General features: G+C 65.5%; 14 protein-coding genes and 1 riboswitch. Of the genes, 4 read left to right on the top strand and 10 right to left on the bottom strand.

What is annotated here, in order from left to right; genetic code table 11:
* Nucleotides 1–26: 26 nt before the first annotated feature.
* The 7 genes from der to ndk all read right to left on the bottom strand — a co-directional run bounded on the left by der (nt 27) and on the right by ndk (nt 6672).
* A complete protein-coding gene (der, locus tag CKY51_RS02020) occupies nt 27–1424 on the bottom strand; it encodes a ribosome biogenesis GTPase Der (RefSeq protein WP_022973076.1) in 1398 nt (465 codons plus the stop codon).
* Nucleotides 1425–1434: 10 nt separating this feature from the next.
* Entirely contained in the window at nt 1435–2652 is a 1218-nt protein-coding gene (bamB, locus tag CKY51_RS02025; protein WP_031340155.1) for an outer membrane protein assembly factor BamB, read from the bottom strand.
* Nucleotides 2652–3290 carry a YfgM family protein gene (locus CKY51_RS02030; RefSeq protein WP_022973078.1) on the bottom strand — a complete coding sequence of 213 codons (639 nt, stop codon included), beginning with the start codon at nt 3288–3290 and terminating at the stop codon, nt 2652–2654. Before CKY51_RS02030 ends, bamB begins: the two co-directional genes overlap by 1 nt.
* A gap of 70 nt (nt 3291–3360) precedes the next feature.
* Complete coding sequence (locus CKY51_RS02035; protein WP_022973079.1) at nt 3361–4224, bottom strand: RodZ domain-containing protein; 864 nt, start codon at nt 4222–4224, stop codon at nt 3361–3363.
* Nucleotides 4221–5036 (bottom strand): type IV pilus biogenesis/stability protein PilW, encoded by an 816-nt coding sequence (gene pilW, locus CKY51_RS02040; RefSeq protein WP_022973080.1) that lies wholly within the window; start codon nt 5034–5036, stop codon nt 4221–4223. Before pilW ends, CKY51_RS02035 begins: the two co-directional genes overlap by 4 nt.
* Nucleotides 5023–6228 (bottom strand): dual-specificity RNA methyltransferase RlmN, encoded by a 1206-nt coding sequence (gene rlmN, locus CKY51_RS02045; protein ID WP_152248801.1) that lies wholly within the window; start codon nt 6226–6228, stop codon nt 5023–5025. Before rlmN ends, pilW begins: the two co-directional genes overlap by 14 nt.
* An 18-nt stretch (nt 6229–6246) precedes the next feature.
* A complete protein-coding gene (ndk, locus tag CKY51_RS02050) occupies nt 6247–6672 on the bottom strand; it encodes a nucleoside-diphosphate kinase (protein ID WP_022973082.1) in 426 nt (141 codons plus the stop codon).
* Nucleotides 6673–6889: 217 nt separating this feature from the next.
* Here ndk and CKY51_RS02055 point away from each other — a divergent pair, with 217 nt between their 5' ends.
* The 3 genes from CKY51_RS02055 (at nt 6890) to CKY51_RS02065 (ending at nt 11257) form a co-directional block, all read left to right on the top strand.
* A complete protein-coding gene (locus tag CKY51_RS02055) occupies nt 6890–7522 on the top strand; it encodes a TetR/AcrR family transcriptional regulator (RefSeq protein WP_022973083.1) in 633 nt (210 codons plus the stop codon).
* Between the two features lie 25 nt (nt 7523–7547).
* Nucleotides 7548–9920, top strand: a complete 2373-nt coding sequence (locus CKY51_RS02060) for a 3-hydroxyacyl-CoA dehydrogenase/enoyl-CoA hydratase family protein (RefSeq protein ID WP_022973084.1) — start codon at nt 7548–7550, stop codon at nt 9918–9920.
* Nucleotides 9921–10051: 131 nt separating this feature from the next.
* Nucleotides 10052–11257: an acetyl-CoA C-acyltransferase gene (locus CKY51_RS02065; RefSeq protein WP_022973085.1), complete on the top strand. Its 1206-nt coding sequence runs from the start codon at nt 10052–10054 to the stop codon at nt 11255–11257.
* A 183-nt stretch (nt 11258–11440) separates the two neighbouring features.
* Here the strand turns inward: CKY51_RS02065 and crcB are convergent, their stop codons facing one another.
* Both crcB and CKY51_RS02075 read right to left on the bottom strand, forming a co-directional pair.
* A complete protein-coding gene (crcB, locus tag CKY51_RS02070) occupies nt 11441–11842 on the bottom strand; it encodes a fluoride efflux transporter CrcB (protein WP_022973086.1) in 402 nt (133 codons plus the stop codon).
* 134 nt (nt 11843–11976) lie between these two features.
* A riboswitch (Fluoride riboswitch) is annotated at nt 11977–12049 on the bottom strand.
* Nucleotides 12050–12051: 2 nt separating this feature from the next.
* Nucleotides 12052–13341 (bottom strand): replication-associated recombination protein A, encoded by a 1290-nt coding sequence (locus CKY51_RS02075; RefSeq protein ID WP_425479895.1) that lies wholly within the window; start codon nt 13339–13341, stop codon nt 12052–12054.
* Between the two features lie 172 nt (nt 13342–13513).
* On the opposite strand from CKY51_RS02075, the gene dmeF reads away from it, so the two are divergent.
* Nucleotides 13514–14542: a CDF family Co(II)/Ni(II) efflux transporter DmeF gene (dmeF, locus tag CKY51_RS02080; RefSeq protein ID WP_031340160.1), complete on the top strand. Its 1029-nt coding sequence runs from the start codon at nt 13514–13516 to the stop codon at nt 14540–14542.
* Between the two features lie 78 nt (nt 14543–14620).
* On the opposite strand, the gene lolA is transcribed toward dmeF, so the two are convergent.
* Nucleotides 14621–15250, bottom strand: coding sequence for an outer membrane lipoprotein periplasmic chaperone LolA (gene lolA, locus CKY51_RS02085; protein WP_022973089.1), 630 nt, complete (start codon nt 15248–15250; stop codon nt 14621–14623).
* Nucleotides 15251–15292 lie beyond the last annotated feature (42 nt).

Below are 15292 nucleotides of genomic sequence, written 5' to 3' on the forward strand. Positions count from 1 at the left end.
GCAGGATACCAGCGCGGCCAGCGAACTCATTTGCCCTTGACGTGCCGCATCAGCCGCCGCTTGCGGGCGATCTGCCGCTCGGTGAGCGGATTCTTCTTGCCCTCGTAGGGGTTGGCGCCCTCACGGAACAGGAAACGCACCGGCGTGCCGACCAACTTGAAGCGCTTGCGGAAGAAATTCTCCAGATAGCGCTTGTAGGATTCCGGCAGCACCTTCAGGCGAGTCCCGTGCACGATGAAGGTGGGCGGATTGCTGCCTCCCGGATGCACATAGCGCAACTTGGAGACGTGGCCGCGGATACTGGGCGGCGGATTGGTCTCGTAGGCGATTTCCAGCGCCTGGTTGACCTCGCTGGTGCTGAACTCGCGAATTGCCGACGCATGTGCGCGATGGATCGCCTGGAACAGCTCGCGCATGCCCGAACCATGCTTGGCGGAGATCCGCACCGCCTCGGCCCAGTTGACGAAACCCAGCTTGCGCGACAGCAGGTCCTCGGCCTGAGCACGTTGATAGTCGCTCTGGCCGTCCCACTTGTTGATCGCCACCACCAGCGCACGGCCGGCATCGAGGATCGCACCCAGCACGGTGGCATCCTGATCGGTGACGCCTTCGCCGGCATCGAGCATCAGCACAGCCACCTGACATTGCTCGATGGCCTGCAGTGTCTTGAAAGCGCTGAACTTCTCCACCGCTTCTTCCACCCTGCCCTTGCGGCGCAGGCCGGCGGTGTCGATCAGCCGGTACTGGCGGCCATCGCGCTCCAGATCCACCGCGATCGAGTCGCGGGTCGTGCCGGGCACCTCGGAGGCGATCATCCGCTCCTCGCCCAGCAGGCGATTGACCAGCGTCGACTTGCCGACATTGGGCCGGCCGACGAAAGCGATCCGCACCCGTGCCGGATCCTCGTCGAGCAGCTCGCCGGAGCCTTCTTCGGGCAGGCGCGCGCCGACTTCCTCCAGCAGATCGTCGATGCCATGCCGGTGCGCGGCCGACAGCGTCACCACGTCGGCGAATCCGTAGCGGGCGAAGTCCGAGCGCACCGACTCTTCGTCGGTGCCATCGATCTTGTTGATCACCAGCACGGTGGGACGCGCGAGCTTGCGCAACCAGGCCAGGATCTCGTCGTCGAGCGCAGAGGCGCCTTCACGACCATCGACCACGAACAGCACCAGATCGGCCTCGCCCGCCGCCGCACGCGCCTGACGCGCGGTGGCACCGGCCAGTCCTTCCTCGTCGCCGGCGATACCGCCGGTGTCCACGACAATGAATGGCTGCGCCGCGTCCAGCCGGCACACGCCGTAGTTGCGGTCGCGAGTGACGCCGGGCTGGTCGTGGACCAGCGCGTCACGGGTGCGCGTCAGCGCATTAAAGAGGGTCGACTTGCCGACATTCGGCCGTCCAACCAGGGCGACCAAGGGCAGCATCGCGAGGTCCTTATTGTGCCAACCGGAAGGCGGTGATATCGCCGTCGGTATTCTGTACCAGCAGGATGCCATCGGCGACGACTGGCTGCGCCAGCAAGGTGTCGCGTCCGGCGCGCGCGCGCGCAGCCAATGCACCGTCGCTCAACTTGAGCCAGTGCACGTAGCCCTTGTAATCACCCACCACGGCGTAGTCGCCCTGGATGGCCACACCGGTGAGGGAGCGCCGCGCCAGCGCGGCTTGCGACCACATGGCCGCACCGCTGGCCTTGTCCAGGCCCCAGACGGTGCCGGCGTTGTCGGCCACGACCACATTGCCGGACGACACGCCCGGGCCACCGGGGCCGCCATGGTCGCGGCTCCACAGCGGACGGCCGCTCGGACCTTCCAGGGCCAGCGTCTCGTTCTTGAAGCTGGTGGCGTACAACGTGGTGCCTTCGAGCACCGGCGCGCCATCGACGTCGGCCATGCGCTCCAGTTCGGTGCGTCCTTCCGGCACGCCGATCGCCTGCTCCCACAACGGACGACCATCCTGCAGCGCCAGCGCCGACAGGGTACCGCTATCGTTGCCGACGAACACCACGCCCGGACCGGCGATCACCGGTGCATTGCCGCGAACGGTCAGGGTCGGGCCTTCCTCGGAATGGAACCAACGGCGCTCACCGCTGGTCGCATCGAAGGCGGTCAGGCGGCCATCGTTGCTGCGCACCAGCACCAGGCCTTGCGTGACGGCCGGTGCAGTGATCACCTCGTTGGGCACCTTGGCGCGCCACTTCTCCACGCCATCGGCCTGATTCAACGCGATCACGTCGCCCGACAGCGTGCCGATCACCACCAGCCCGTCGCCGACGCCCGGGCCACCGGACAACCGCTGCTTGAACTTGCGATCGTTACGCTCTTCCTTCTTGGGCTCGTATTCCCACACGCGCTTGCCGGTCTGCAGATCTAGCGCCTGCACGCCACCGGTGATCGCAGCGGCATAGACCTTGCCATCGGCCACGACCGGGCGCTGACGCACACCGATCCGACGCTCGCCCTTGCCCACGCCGGTGGACCACAGCTTGTCGACCTTGACCGAAGGCGTGAAATCCACCAACTCGGCAGGCTCCTGCGCCTTCTTTGCCTCTGCATCCTTGCCGGCGAACCAGCCCTTGACCGTACTGCAACCGGCCAACGAAAAACCGACCAGGGCAATCAATGCGACACGCTTGTACATGGTGACCTGCTTCATCAAATCTGCTCCGCCGGATTGGGCACCGTGCCGCCCACATCCATCAGCTTGGTTTCCAGCAGGCGACGCTGCGGCGAGGCCACGTCCAACGTGGTCAGCGCCTGGGTATAGAGCGTGCGTGCTTCGGCCGGCTTGCCCTGTGCGAGCAGCGCATCGGCCCGAATTTCCAGGCTGGCGCTATCCTGCGCGTCGGACAACAAGGTAATTGCCTCGGCCGGCTTGCCGCTCTCGGTCAGGACCCGGGCCAACCGCTGCTTGACGATCGGCTGCAACTCACCGTTACCCGGCACCTGCCGCAGGGTCTTGATGGCATCGTCGTTCTTGCCGGCGTCCACCTGGGCCTTGGCCAGGCGCAGCGCGGCCAGCTCGGCGTAGATACCGGCCTTGCCATCGCCCAATGCCGCAATGTCCTTGGCCGCCTTGTCCAGATCCTTGGCCTGGATGGCCTTGACCACGGTCTCGTAGCGAGCATTGGCATCCGCGAGTGCGTTCACGTTGCGCGCCTGCCACCACTGCCAGCCCAGAATCAGCCCCAGGCCCACGACCACACCGCCTACCAGCCCCGCGCCATTCTTTCTCAACCAGGAACGAACGCGTTCGCCTTGTTCGTGTTCGTCGAGCAGATCGTCGATCGCCATGCGTACTCTCGCTCCGCCACCTAACAGCCGCGGAACATCAATAGGGAAAAATGAAAAACCGCAGTCCGCTTCACTCGGAAGCAGGCACCACGGAGCCGTCGGAGGATACCGCAAAACGCGCCACGTTAGCGCGCTGGAACGGTTTCACGTCGACGATACTGCCGCCTTGCTGAACCTGCACCGCCGACGCATTGCCCAGCTTGACGCGGCCTACCTGCCCGGGCGCATAGCTGCGCTGTTGGCCGGCCCGCACCATCGCCGTCTCCACCGTACTGCCGTCCGGCGCCAGGATTTCGACCCAGCTGTCGCCGTTGAAGGTCAACGACAACGCACCACTGCCGATGCCGGCCGGTGCTGCCGGGGTAGCAGTCTCGGGAGCGGGCGTGCGCGGCACCGGCGCCATCGACGCAATATAGGGCGTGGTTTGCTCGCGCGGCGTGGCCGCGGGCTCGCCACCAGGCGGGTTGGCGGCGGGGGCACTGGCCACCGGCATATTGTCCAGCGACTCGCGGCTAGGCGCTCCGCCATCCAGATGCGAGCGTGTGGCATACCAGACCGGGACAGCGAAGACGCCGGTGATGACCACGTACATCGCCTTGCGAGCGGTACTTTCCAGCACCCGGCGCGCGCGCGGGGTGTGGGTATGGCTGACCAGCTTGACTGGTTCGACCGGCGCGATGGTGGCCTGCTGCAGCAGCGGCTCCAGGTCCACCTGCAGCAAGCGGGCATAACTGCGCAACTGGCCGCGCACGAAGACCGGCGCGCCCAGGCGCTGCCACTCTTCCTGCTCCAGCGCCCGCACCACATGGGTCGGCATACGCAGCTTGCCGGCAACCTCGTCCACGCTCAGTCCTGCCGCCTCGCGCGCCTCGCGCAAGTGCTGTCCGCAGCCCTTTTCCTGTGCGAAAGGGTTCGGATTGGAATCGCTGATCACAATGCATTGGCCCCAGGAGTAGCGGTCGCTGCGTCAGGAAACTCCTTGACCAACCGCTGTTGATAACGGCTGGCAGCTGCCTTGTCGCCTAGCCCTTGCTCGATTCGAATAGCGATTTGTAACACGGATGCCGTCGCCGGTGCAGCCGCCAAGCGGCGCTCGATGAAGGCACGTGCCTCGAAGAAATTGCGCTTGTCCGCCTGCAGCCGCGCCATCGACTCCAATGCATAGGCGTTGTTTGGATCCAGCTCCAATGCCTTCTGCAGGTCGTTGGCCGCGCGTTGCTGCTGGCCAACCTTCAATGCGCAACCGCCCGCATTACCCAGCGCAGATGCCGGCGACGCATAGGTCCGATCGGCCAGTGCCCGATCGAACCACGTGAGCGACTCGGCGGGTGAGCCGTTGGCACACAGCCAGGCACCATAGTTATTGAGCACATCGCCACGCTGCGGCGCCAACTCGGTAGCCCGGCGATAGCTTTCCCCGGCAGCGGCCGTATCACCCCGGGCGCCCTGGATCACCGCGAGCAGCACGAAGGCATCGACCGAGCGCGGATCTTTCTTCAGCGCTGCGCGGACCTGCTCTTCCGCCGCAGGCAGGTCGCCGGTGCTCAAGCGGTTGCTGGCCAATCCCAGCTTCTCCTGCACCGCTAGCCGACTTTTGGTCGCACTGCTGTCGCGGAAGTTATAGGACGGTGCAGTCTCTTCCACGCTGCTGACGGTGCCCGCTTTGGCGTTACGCCAACTGCTGCACCCGCTCGACGCCAATACCACCAGCGCCAATGCGCCTATCGCGATATCACGCTGCCGCATCTCGACCGGCCTGCCCTTCCAATGTGCGGCGGAATTCCGCCTGGCGACGGGTACGATCCATGACCTGGCCCTTGAGCTGGCCGCAGGCTGCATCGATGTCGTCGCCGCGGGTGCGGCGCACCATCGTGAGCACCTGCGCATCGAGCAGGATCTTCTGGAACGCGCGAATCTCCGCTTCGCCGGAGCGCTCGTAGCGCGTACCCGGGAACGGATTGAACGGAATCAGATTGACCTTGCCCGAGTCCTTGGCCTGCACCGCATTGTCGAACTGACGCATCAACCGCGCCAGTTGACGCGCGTGCTCGGGCTGGTCGTTGATACCCTTCATCAAGGTGTATTCGAAGGTCACCGAATCGCGACGCTTGTTGGCACGCAGGTAGCGTGCGCACGCGGCCATCAGTTCGACGATCGGATACTTCTTGTTGAGCGGCACCAGCGTTTCGCGCAGGTCGTCGTTGGGTGCATGCAGCGACACCGCCAGCGAGACATCGCTTTCGGCCGAGAGTCGGTCGATCTGAGGCACCAGCCCAGAGGTCGACAGCGTCACCCGCTTGTTGGCCAGTCCATAGCCGAGGTCGTCGCGCATCACGCTCATCGCACGCACGACGTTGTCGAAATTCATCAACGGCTCGCCCATCCCCATCATCACCACGTTGGTGAGACGGCGCTGCTGATGCGGCACGTTACCCAGATGGCGCGCAGCCACCCACACCTGGCCGATGATTTCGGCGGTGGTGAGGTTGCGATTGAAGCCCTGGGTGGCTGTCGAACAGAAGGTGCAGTTCAACCCACAACCGACCTGCGAGGACACGCACAACGTGCCGCGGGTCTTGTCGGGAATGTAGACGGTCTCGATGGCATTCTTGCCATCGACGCCCATCGCCAGCAGCCACTTGTGGGTGCCGTCGGCGGAAGGCTTGTCGAACACAACATTGGGAACCAGGACCTCGGCGTGCTGGTGCAGCTTGGCACGTAGCGCCTTGCCGAGGTCGGTCATCTGGTCGAAGTCGGTGACGTAGCGGTGGTGGATCCACTTCATCACCTGATGGGCACGGTAACGCGCTTCGCCGAGGGTCTCGGCGAAGAAGCGCTCCAGTCCCTCGCGATCGAGGTCGAGCAAATTCTGCTTGTGCGCCGCCGGTGCCGGACCGGGCACATCCTGCAAAACGGCGGGGATAACGACCTCATTCACGATTCGACCCTCTCGGCCTCAGCGCGAGACCACTTCGGTGGCAGCGAAGAAGTAGGCAACCTCAATCGCGGCATTCTCGACCGAGTCCGAGCCGTGGGCGGCATTGGCATCGATCGAATCGGCGAAGTCGGCGCGGATGGTGCCCGGCGCAGCGTCTTTCGGATTGGTGGCGCCCAGCAGGTCGCGATGGGCGGCGACCGCATTCTCGCCTTCCAGCGCCTGGATCATCACCGGGCCGGAGATCATGAACTCCACCAGCGCGTTGAAGAACGGACGCTCGCGATGCACGGCGTAGAAGCCTTCGGCCTCACGGCGGGACAGCTGCTTGTACTTGGCGGCCACGACCTTGAGGCCAGCCTTCTCGAAGCGGCTGTAGATTTCGCCGATGACGTTCTTGGCGACGGCATCGGGCTTGATGATGGACAGGGTGCGCTCCAGCGCCATGGGATGATCTCCGTTGGGCGGGCCACTGAAGGCCCAAGGTTAGCATGAAAAAAACCCGCGTCAAAACGCGGGCTTAGACTTCTTTACGATGGTCAATTCTATCTGGTCGCGTGGCGCTTGCCTACCAGGGCGTGAATCGATGCTGCAACGCCACATGACCCCTCGTCGCGGGACGGCGTAGACTCAAACAATCGTTTGATTGAGCCCCGCTCTGCGCATGCCCAAGCCTGCCCACTTCTCCACCAAGGACCGCATCCTCAGTGCGGCCGAGGAGCTGTTCGCCCAGCATGGGTTCGCGGGCACGTCGCTGCGCCAGCTCACGACTCAGGCCGACGTGAATATTGCCGCGGTCAATTACCACTTCGGCTCCAAGGAAAACCTGGTCAACGAAGTGTTTCGCCGTCGCATGGATGAAATGAGCGCCGCACGCCTGGCGCAACTGGATGCGGCCAAGCGTGCTCATCCTGGCGAACTGACGGCCGTGCTGGCTGCGTTCGTCGAGCCGGCACTTGCAATGGCGCAGGATCGTCAGAGCGGCGGTGCGTTCGTGCGCGTCATTGCGCGCGCCTACGCAGAGAAGAACGACAACCTCCGCAAGTTCCTGTCCGACCACTACGGCCACGTGCTGCGCGAGTTCGGCAAGGCCATCGCCGCCTGCGTGCCTGCACTGAGCAAGGAAGAACTGTATTGGCGCCTGGACTTCCTGGCCGGCGCACTGACCTATGCCATGGCCGATTTCGGCCTCATCAAGCGCCCGCCGGGCGTCAGCGAGGCCGACCACCGCGCGCATGCCGCGCGTGAACTGATCCGATTCGCGGAACCCGGGTTCCGTGCCCATTCCACACCGTAGTCGCTCCCACCAAAGGCTCATCGCTATGACCAATCCATTGCTTGTCCGTCGTGCTGCCGTGCTCGGTGCCGGCGTCATGGGTGCGCAGATCGCCGCGCACCTCACCAATGCCGGTGTCGATACCGTGTTGTTCGACCTTCCCGCCAAGGAAGGTCCCGCCGACGGCATCGTGCTCAAGGCCATCGCCAACCTGGGCAAGCTCAACCCCGCCCCGCTCGCCAGCAAGGCACTGGCCGAGGCGATCACCCCGGCCAACTATGAGAGCGGCCTGGAGCAACTGCGCGACTGCGACCTGATCATCGAAGCGATCGCCGAGCGGATGGACTGGAAGCAGGACCTGTACAAGAAGATCGCCCCGTTCGTCGCCGATCATGCCGTGCTGGCGTCCAACACCTCCGGCCTGGGCATCAACAAGCTGTCCGACGTGCTGCCCGAACAGCTGCGCCATCGCTTTTGCGGCGCGCACTTCTTCAACCCGCCACGCTACATGCACTTGGCCGAGCTAATTCCGGCCAAGGCCACCGACAAGGCGGTGTTGGAAGGCCTGGAAGCCTTCCTGGTCACCACGCTCGGCAAGGGCGTGGTATATGCCAAGGACACGCCGAACTTCATCGGCAACCGCATCGGCGTGTTCTCGATCCTGTCCACCATCCACCACACGCAGGAATTCGGCCTGGGCTTCGACGAAGTCGATGCACTGACCGGCCCGCTGGTTGGCCGGCCCAAGTCGGCCACCTATCGCACCTCCGATGTGGTCGGCCTGGACACCATGGCGCACGTCATCAAGACCATGGGCGACACCTTGCCGGACGACCCGTGGCATCAGTATTTCACCTCGCCGAAGTGGCTGGAGGCGCTGATCGCCAAGGGCGCGTTGGGCCAGAAGGTCGGCGCCGGCATCTTCCGCAAGGTCGGCAAGGACATCGTGGTGGTCGACCTGGAGAAACAGGACTATCGCCCGGCCGATCGCGTCGCCGCGCCGGAAGTGGTCGAGATCCTCAAGATCAAGAATCCGGCCGAGAAGTTCGCCAAGCTGCGCGAGAGCCAGCATCCGCAGGCGCAGTTCCTGTGGGCGAGTTTCCGCGACCTGTTCCACTACAGCGCCTACCACCTGGCCGATATCGCTGAAACCGCACGTGACGTCGACCTGGCGATCCGCTGGGGCTACGGTTGGTCGCTGGGCCCGTTCGAGACCTGGCAGGCGGCCGGCTGGAAGCAGGTGGCGCAGTGGATTGCCGAAGACATCTCCAACGGCAAGAGCATGAGCAGCGCACCACTGCCGAACTGGGTGTTCGACGGTCGCGATGGCGTGCATGGCGCCGAAGGCTCGTACAGTCCGGCGCGCGACGCCAAGCTGCCGCGCTCGTCGCTGCCGGTGTACAAGCGCCAGCGCTTCCCCGATCCGCTGCTGGGCGAGCAGTTCTCGCCGGGCGAGACAGTGTTCGAGAACGACGGCGTGCGCATGTGGCACGACGGCGACGACATCGCCGTGGTCAGCTTCAAGACCAAGATGAACACCGTGTCCGACCACGTGCTCAATGGCCTGCAGGAAGTGGTTGGCCGCGCCGAGAAGGACTTTGCCGGTCTGGTGATCTGGCAGCAGAAGGAGCCCTTCTCGGCCGGTGCCGATCTGGCCGGTGCGCTCGGCCTGCTGCAGGCCGGCAAGGTCGATGCCTTCGAGGCACTGGTCGCCAACTTCCAGGCCACCAGCCAGCGCATCAAGTACGCGCAGGTGCCGGTGATCTCGGCCGTGCGTGGCCTGGCGCTGGGCGGCGGCTGCGAATTCCAGATGCACAGCACCAAGACAGTGGCCTCGCTGGAGAGCTACATCGGCCTGGTCGAAGCCGGCGTCGGCCTGCTGCCGGCCGGTGGTGGCCTGAAGGAAATCGCAGTGCGTGCCTCGATCGCCGCAGGTCCGGGCGGCGATGTGTTCGCCGAGCTGAAGAAGACCTTCGAGACCGTGGCAATGGCCAAGGTCTCCAACTCGGCCGTCAATGCCAAGGAACTGGGCCTGCTGCGCGCCACCGACAAGGTGGTGTTCAACAGCTACGAGAGCCTGCACATCGCCAAGGCCGAAGCGCGCGCACTGGCAGAGGGCGGCTACCGCGCGCCGCTGCCGGCGCGCCGCATCCAGGTCGCCGGCGACGTCGGCATCGCCACCTTCAAGATGCTGCTGGTCAACATGCTGGAAGGTCGCTTCATCAGCGAATACGACTACGAAATCGCCAGCCGCATTGCCACGGTGGTCTGTGGTGGCGAGGTCGATCGCGGCGCCCTGGTCGATGAAGAGTGGCTGCTGAAGCTGGAGCGCAAGCACTTCGTCGAGCTGGCCCAGCAGGAAAAGACCCAAGCGCGGATCGGGCACATGCTCAAGACGGGCAAGCCGCTCAGAAATTGATTGAAGCCGGGACCCGCGACGCGGGACCCGGAAAGGCAAGAGCCGCAGCAATGCGCTTCTGACTTCCGGGTCCCGGGTCCCGGGTCCCGAGCCCCGAACAAGCACTCTCCCAGCCATTCGAGACCCATCCCATGACCCGACAGATCCAAGACGCCTACATCGTCGCCGCCACCCGCACCCCGGTCGGCAAGGCCCCCAAGGGCGTCTTCCGCAACACCCGTCCCGATGACATGCTGGCCCACGTGCTGCGCGCCGTGGTCGCGCAGGCGCCGGGCATCGACACCTCGCGCATCGACGACGCCATCATCGGCTGCGCCATGCCCGAAGGCGAGCAAGGCATGAACGTGGCACGCATCGGCGTGCTGCTGGCTGGTCTGCCCAATTCGGTGGCCGGACAGACCGTCAACCGTTTCTGTTCCTCCGGCATCCAGGCCATCGCACTGGCTGCCGACCAGATCCGCCTGGGCAATGCCGACCTGATGCTGGCCGGCGGTACCGAGTCGATGTCGATGGTGCCGATGATGGGCAACAAGGTCGCACTGTCGCCGAGCGTGTTCGCCGACGATCACGTCGCCATCGCCTACGGCATGGGCATCACCGCCGAAAAGGTCGCCGAGGAATGGAAGGTCTCGCGCGACGATCAGGATGCCTTCGCGCTGGCCTCGCACCAGAAGGCACTGGCGGCCATCGCTGCCGGCGAGTTCCGCGACGAGATCAGCCCCTATGAGCTGACCGCCCAACTGCCCGACCTGGCCGGCAATACCATCCAGCTGCGCAAGAAGCTGATCGACACCGACGAGGGCCCGCGCCCGGACACCTCGCTGGAAGGCCTGGCCAAGCTGCGCCCGGTATTCCGCAACGGCCAGTTCGGCGGCAGCGTCACTGCCGGCAATTCCTCGCAGATGAGCGACGGCGCCGGTGCCGTGCTGCTGGCCTCCGAGCAGGCGATCAAGGACTACGGCCTGACCCCGCTGGCGCGCTTCGTCAGCTTCTCGGTCGCCGGCGTGCGCCCGGAAGTGATGGGCATCGGCCCGATCGCCGCCATTCCCAAGGCACTGAAGCAGGCAGGCCTGAGCAAGGACCAGCTGGACTGGATCGAGCTCAACGAAGCCTTCGCCGCGCAGGCACTGGCCGTGATTCGCGACAGCGGGCTGGATCCGTCCAAGGTCAATCCGCTGGGCGGCGCCATTGCCCTCGGCCATCCGCTCGGCGCCACCGGCGCGATCCGCGCCGCGACCCTGGTGCATGGCCTGCGTCGCCGCAAGCAGAAGTACGGCATGGTGACCATGTGCATCGGCACCGGCATGGGTGCGGCGGGCATCATCGAAGCCCTGTGACCCTCGGCCGTCGGGGCCGGCAGCGTGCCGGCTCCACCGGTGGACGTATCGGCATTGGGCGCGCGCAAGCGCGCTCAGTGCGTCTAGCAACGGCCATTCAACTGATGCACGCGACCGCGCCATCGCGGTCATGATTTCGCGCAGTTCAATGCATGGCGCACTTGCCGTCCGCCATGCCATGGCTCAGCGGGCAACCCACCACTGCCCGACCCGCGCACCCAGGAAGACCAGGGCCAAGCCGGCGACCAAGGTTAGCGCCAGATACACCCCGATCAGCAGCATGCGATCGCTGCGCGCGAACATCAGACACTCCATCATCAATGACGAGAACGTCGTCAGCCCGCCGATCACGCCAACCACCAACAGGGCCCGCAGCGGCCAGCTCGATGGCCCACGCGCCTCCAACCAGATCATCAGCAGGCCAGCCACGAACGAGCCCACCAGGTTGACGGTCAAGGTGCCCCACGGAAATCCGGCGCCAAAGCGCTGCAGCAACGATGCGCCGATGGCAAAGCGCAGCCCCGAGCCGAACGCGCCACCGGCCATCGCCAGCAGCAACTGCTGCCACCACACCGGGGCGCTCATCGACGCCACTCCCGACCGGCTACCCGCGACAGCCACACCCGCTGCAGCCAGCAGGGCGACATCTTCACTCTTCTCGGCATCACTCACTCCTCGACGATCACGATGCCGGGGCACGGTCCTGCCACCCCGGCGGGGGTTGGGCAGGCATCATCAGCACGCTGCAGCCGCAGCGGCGGTTCAAGGAGGAATGCCATCTCCTGTGGCGGCAATTATGCCGGCCGGCCGCGGCCCTTGTCAGCCCTGGCCTGCTCCCTGGCGGCGCGCAGGCGATCGAGCTTTTCCTTCAGCTTGATCTCCAGCCCGCGCGGGACCGGATGGTAATAGACCCGCTCGCCCATGGCGTCCGGGAAGCCGGTCTGGTCCAGGGCGATGCCGCCCTCGGCATCGTGGTCGTATTGATAGTCCTGCCCATAGCCGAGCGACTTCATCAGCTTGGTCGGCGCATTGCGCAGGTGCATCGGCACCTCCTGCGTGCCGGTGGCGCGCACTTCGGCCTTGGCCTGGTTGAAGGCCGCATAGCCAGCATTGGACTTGGCGGTGCTGGCCAGGTACAGCACCAGTTGCGCGAAGGCCAACTCGCCTTCCGGGCTTCCCAGCCGCTCGTAGATATCCCAGGCTTCCAGCGCCATGCTCTGCGCGCGCGGATCGGCCAGGCCGATGTCCTCGATCGCCATGCGGGTCAGACGCCGCGCCAGATAGGCCGGGTCGCAGCCGCCGTCGAGCATGCGGGTCAGCCAGTACAACGCCGCATCCGGATTGGAGCTGCGCACCGACTTGTGCAGGGCCGAAATCTGGTCGTAGAACTGCTCGCCGTTTTTGTCGAAGCGACGGGTGCGGTCGGCCAGCACCTGCAGCAAGGTTTGCGGAGTGATCTCGCCGCCCTCGTCGATGGCCAGCTCGGCAGCGATCTCCAACAAGGTCAGCGCGCGCCGCACATCGCCATCGGCAGCGGTGGCGATTTCCAGCAACGCCTGGACAGACACGGTGATGCCCTGCCCGCCCAGTCCGCGTGCGCGATCGTCGAGCGCACGCTGCAAGGCCTCGACGATGTCTTGCGGCGAGACCGCCTCCAGCACATGCACTCGGCAACGCGACAGCAGCGCCGAGTTCAGCTCGAACGAGGGATTTTCGGTGGTCGCGCCGACGAACAGGATGCTGCCGCGCTCGATATGCGGCAGGAAGGCATCCTGCTGGGCCTTGTTGAACCGATGCACCTCGTCGACGAACAGCACGGTGCGACGGCCGCCGGCAAAGCGCTGGGCGGCCTCTGCCAACACCTGCCGGACCTCCGGCAGTCCCGACAGCACCGCCGAGATCGCCTTGAATTCGGCATCGGCGTAGTGCGCCAGCAACAACGACAAGGTGGTCTTGCCGCAGCCCGGCGGGCCCCACAGGATCATCGAATGCACCCGGCCCGATTCCACCGCCCGGCGCAGGGCGCTCGACGGCGCGAGCAAACGCTTCTGCCCCACCATTTCGTCCAGCGTGCGCGGACGCATACGCTCGGCCAGCGGGCGCAACGGCGCGTTGTCTACACTGAGCAGATCGGCGGCGTCGCTGGCAGGGAGCTGGGTTCGTGCCACACGTCATTGTATCGCGTCCGGTGTCGTGGGCATTGCGGTCGCGCACGCTTGGTCGCACCATCAGCCATCCTTCTTCAGCGAGCCGGCCATGAGCCACCACCATTCCCTTGAGGCTTATCGCCATTCGCATGATTTCCTTGGCGCGGGGCACCAACAGAATGCACGGCGGACCTGGGGCGTCGTCGCGCTGACCACGGCGATGATGGGGGCCGAGATCGTCGCCGGTTGGTGGACCGGTTCGATGGCCTTGCTGGCCGACGGTCTGCATATGGCCACCCATGCCGGCGCGCTGACCGTCGCCGGCCTTGCCTATCTGTACGCACAACGGCACCGCCACGATCGCCGTTTCAGCTTCGGCACCGGCAAGGTCGGCGATCTGGCCGGCTTCTCCAGCGCCCTGGTGTTGGCGGTCATTGCGCTGGGCATCGGCGTGGAATCGCTCATCCGGCTGATGCAGCCGGTCGCCATCGCCTACGACGAGGCGATCTGGATCGCCTGCGTGGGCCTGGCGGTCAATCTGCTCAGCGCCTGGATGCTGCATGGCGACGGCCACCATGACCATCACCATCACCATCACGACGATCATCACCATCACGCCCAACATGCGCACGGATCGGCGAAGGCGGTCGACCACCACGTCGCACACCACACGCACGCGCACGCGACTGCCGACGACGCCAACAGCAACGCCCATGCCGACCACAATCTGCGCTCGGCGTACCTGCACGTGATCGCCGATGCGGTGACCTCGGTCCTGGCGATCGTGGCGCTGGTGATGGCCAAGTGGTTTGGCTGGATCTGGATGGATGCCGCCATGGGTGTGGTCGGCGCGGTAGTCATTGCCCGTTGGTCGCTGGCCCTGCTGCGCGACACCGGCATGGTCCTGCTCGACGCCTCAGCGTCCCCAGCCCTCTGCGCCGACATCACCGCACGCATCGAACAGGAAGGTGACCGCATTACCGACCTCCATGTCTGGCGGGTCGGCCCGGGCCACCATGCCGCCATCCTGTCCCTGGTCACCGATACGCCCAGGGCGCCGGCGACCTATCACGCCAAAGTGGCGGATCTGACGACCTTGCGGCACCTCAGCGTGGAAGTGCATCCCTGCCGCCATTGAGTCGCTCCGCCGGCTGAGTCGCTCCGCCGGCAGCGCGCCACGGCACAGGCGCGCTGCCGGCGGGATGGCCAAGCGCGCTTACTGCGCGTCGCCGACCACGTCCACCCCCTTGCCCGGCGTGTAACGGAAGGTGTCGGCGGCGAAGCTGGGATTGCGCTTCCAATCGCTGAAACTGATCGCGGTGCGCTGACCGACCGCATCGACCACCTCCATCCGCGCCAGCCCATCCTTGCCGAACCCCAGCGAGGCGATCTGGAAGCTGGCATCGGTATCGACCTTCGGCGTCAACGACAGCCATTGCAGGCCATCGCGCGGCGCGGCTTCCTCGCTGACGTCGTACTGGCGATCCAGACGGGACGGGTCGATCAGCGCGGTCAGCGGGCTGTTCTGCTCTTCGGCTCCCTGTGCGCGCACGGTCACCTGCTCCAAGTCGGGGTCGAACACCCAGACCTTCTTTCCGTCGGCAACGATCAATTGCCGGTACGGCTTGGCGTACTCCCAGCGAAACTGGCGCGGCGCCGACAACGCGACACGTCCGCTGGAACGTTCCTTGACGCGTCCATTGGCATCGGACACTTGCTGGCTGAACTGGCCATCGAGCCCTTTCAGGCCACGGGTGAAGGTATCCAGCTCCTGGCGGGCGCCGGCAATGGCGGTACCGGCGAACAGGGCGGTGGCGAGAACGGCATAACGCAGCGGGCGATGCATCGCAGGATCCTGGAAGGGAATGGAACAATTTTGAAGCGTCGT

Origin of the sequence: Xanthomonas maliensis, from assembly GCF_009192945.1 — a bacterium.
GTDB lineage: Bacteria > Pseudomonadota > Gammaproteobacteria > Xanthomonadales > Xanthomonadaceae > Xanthomonas > Xanthomonas maliensis.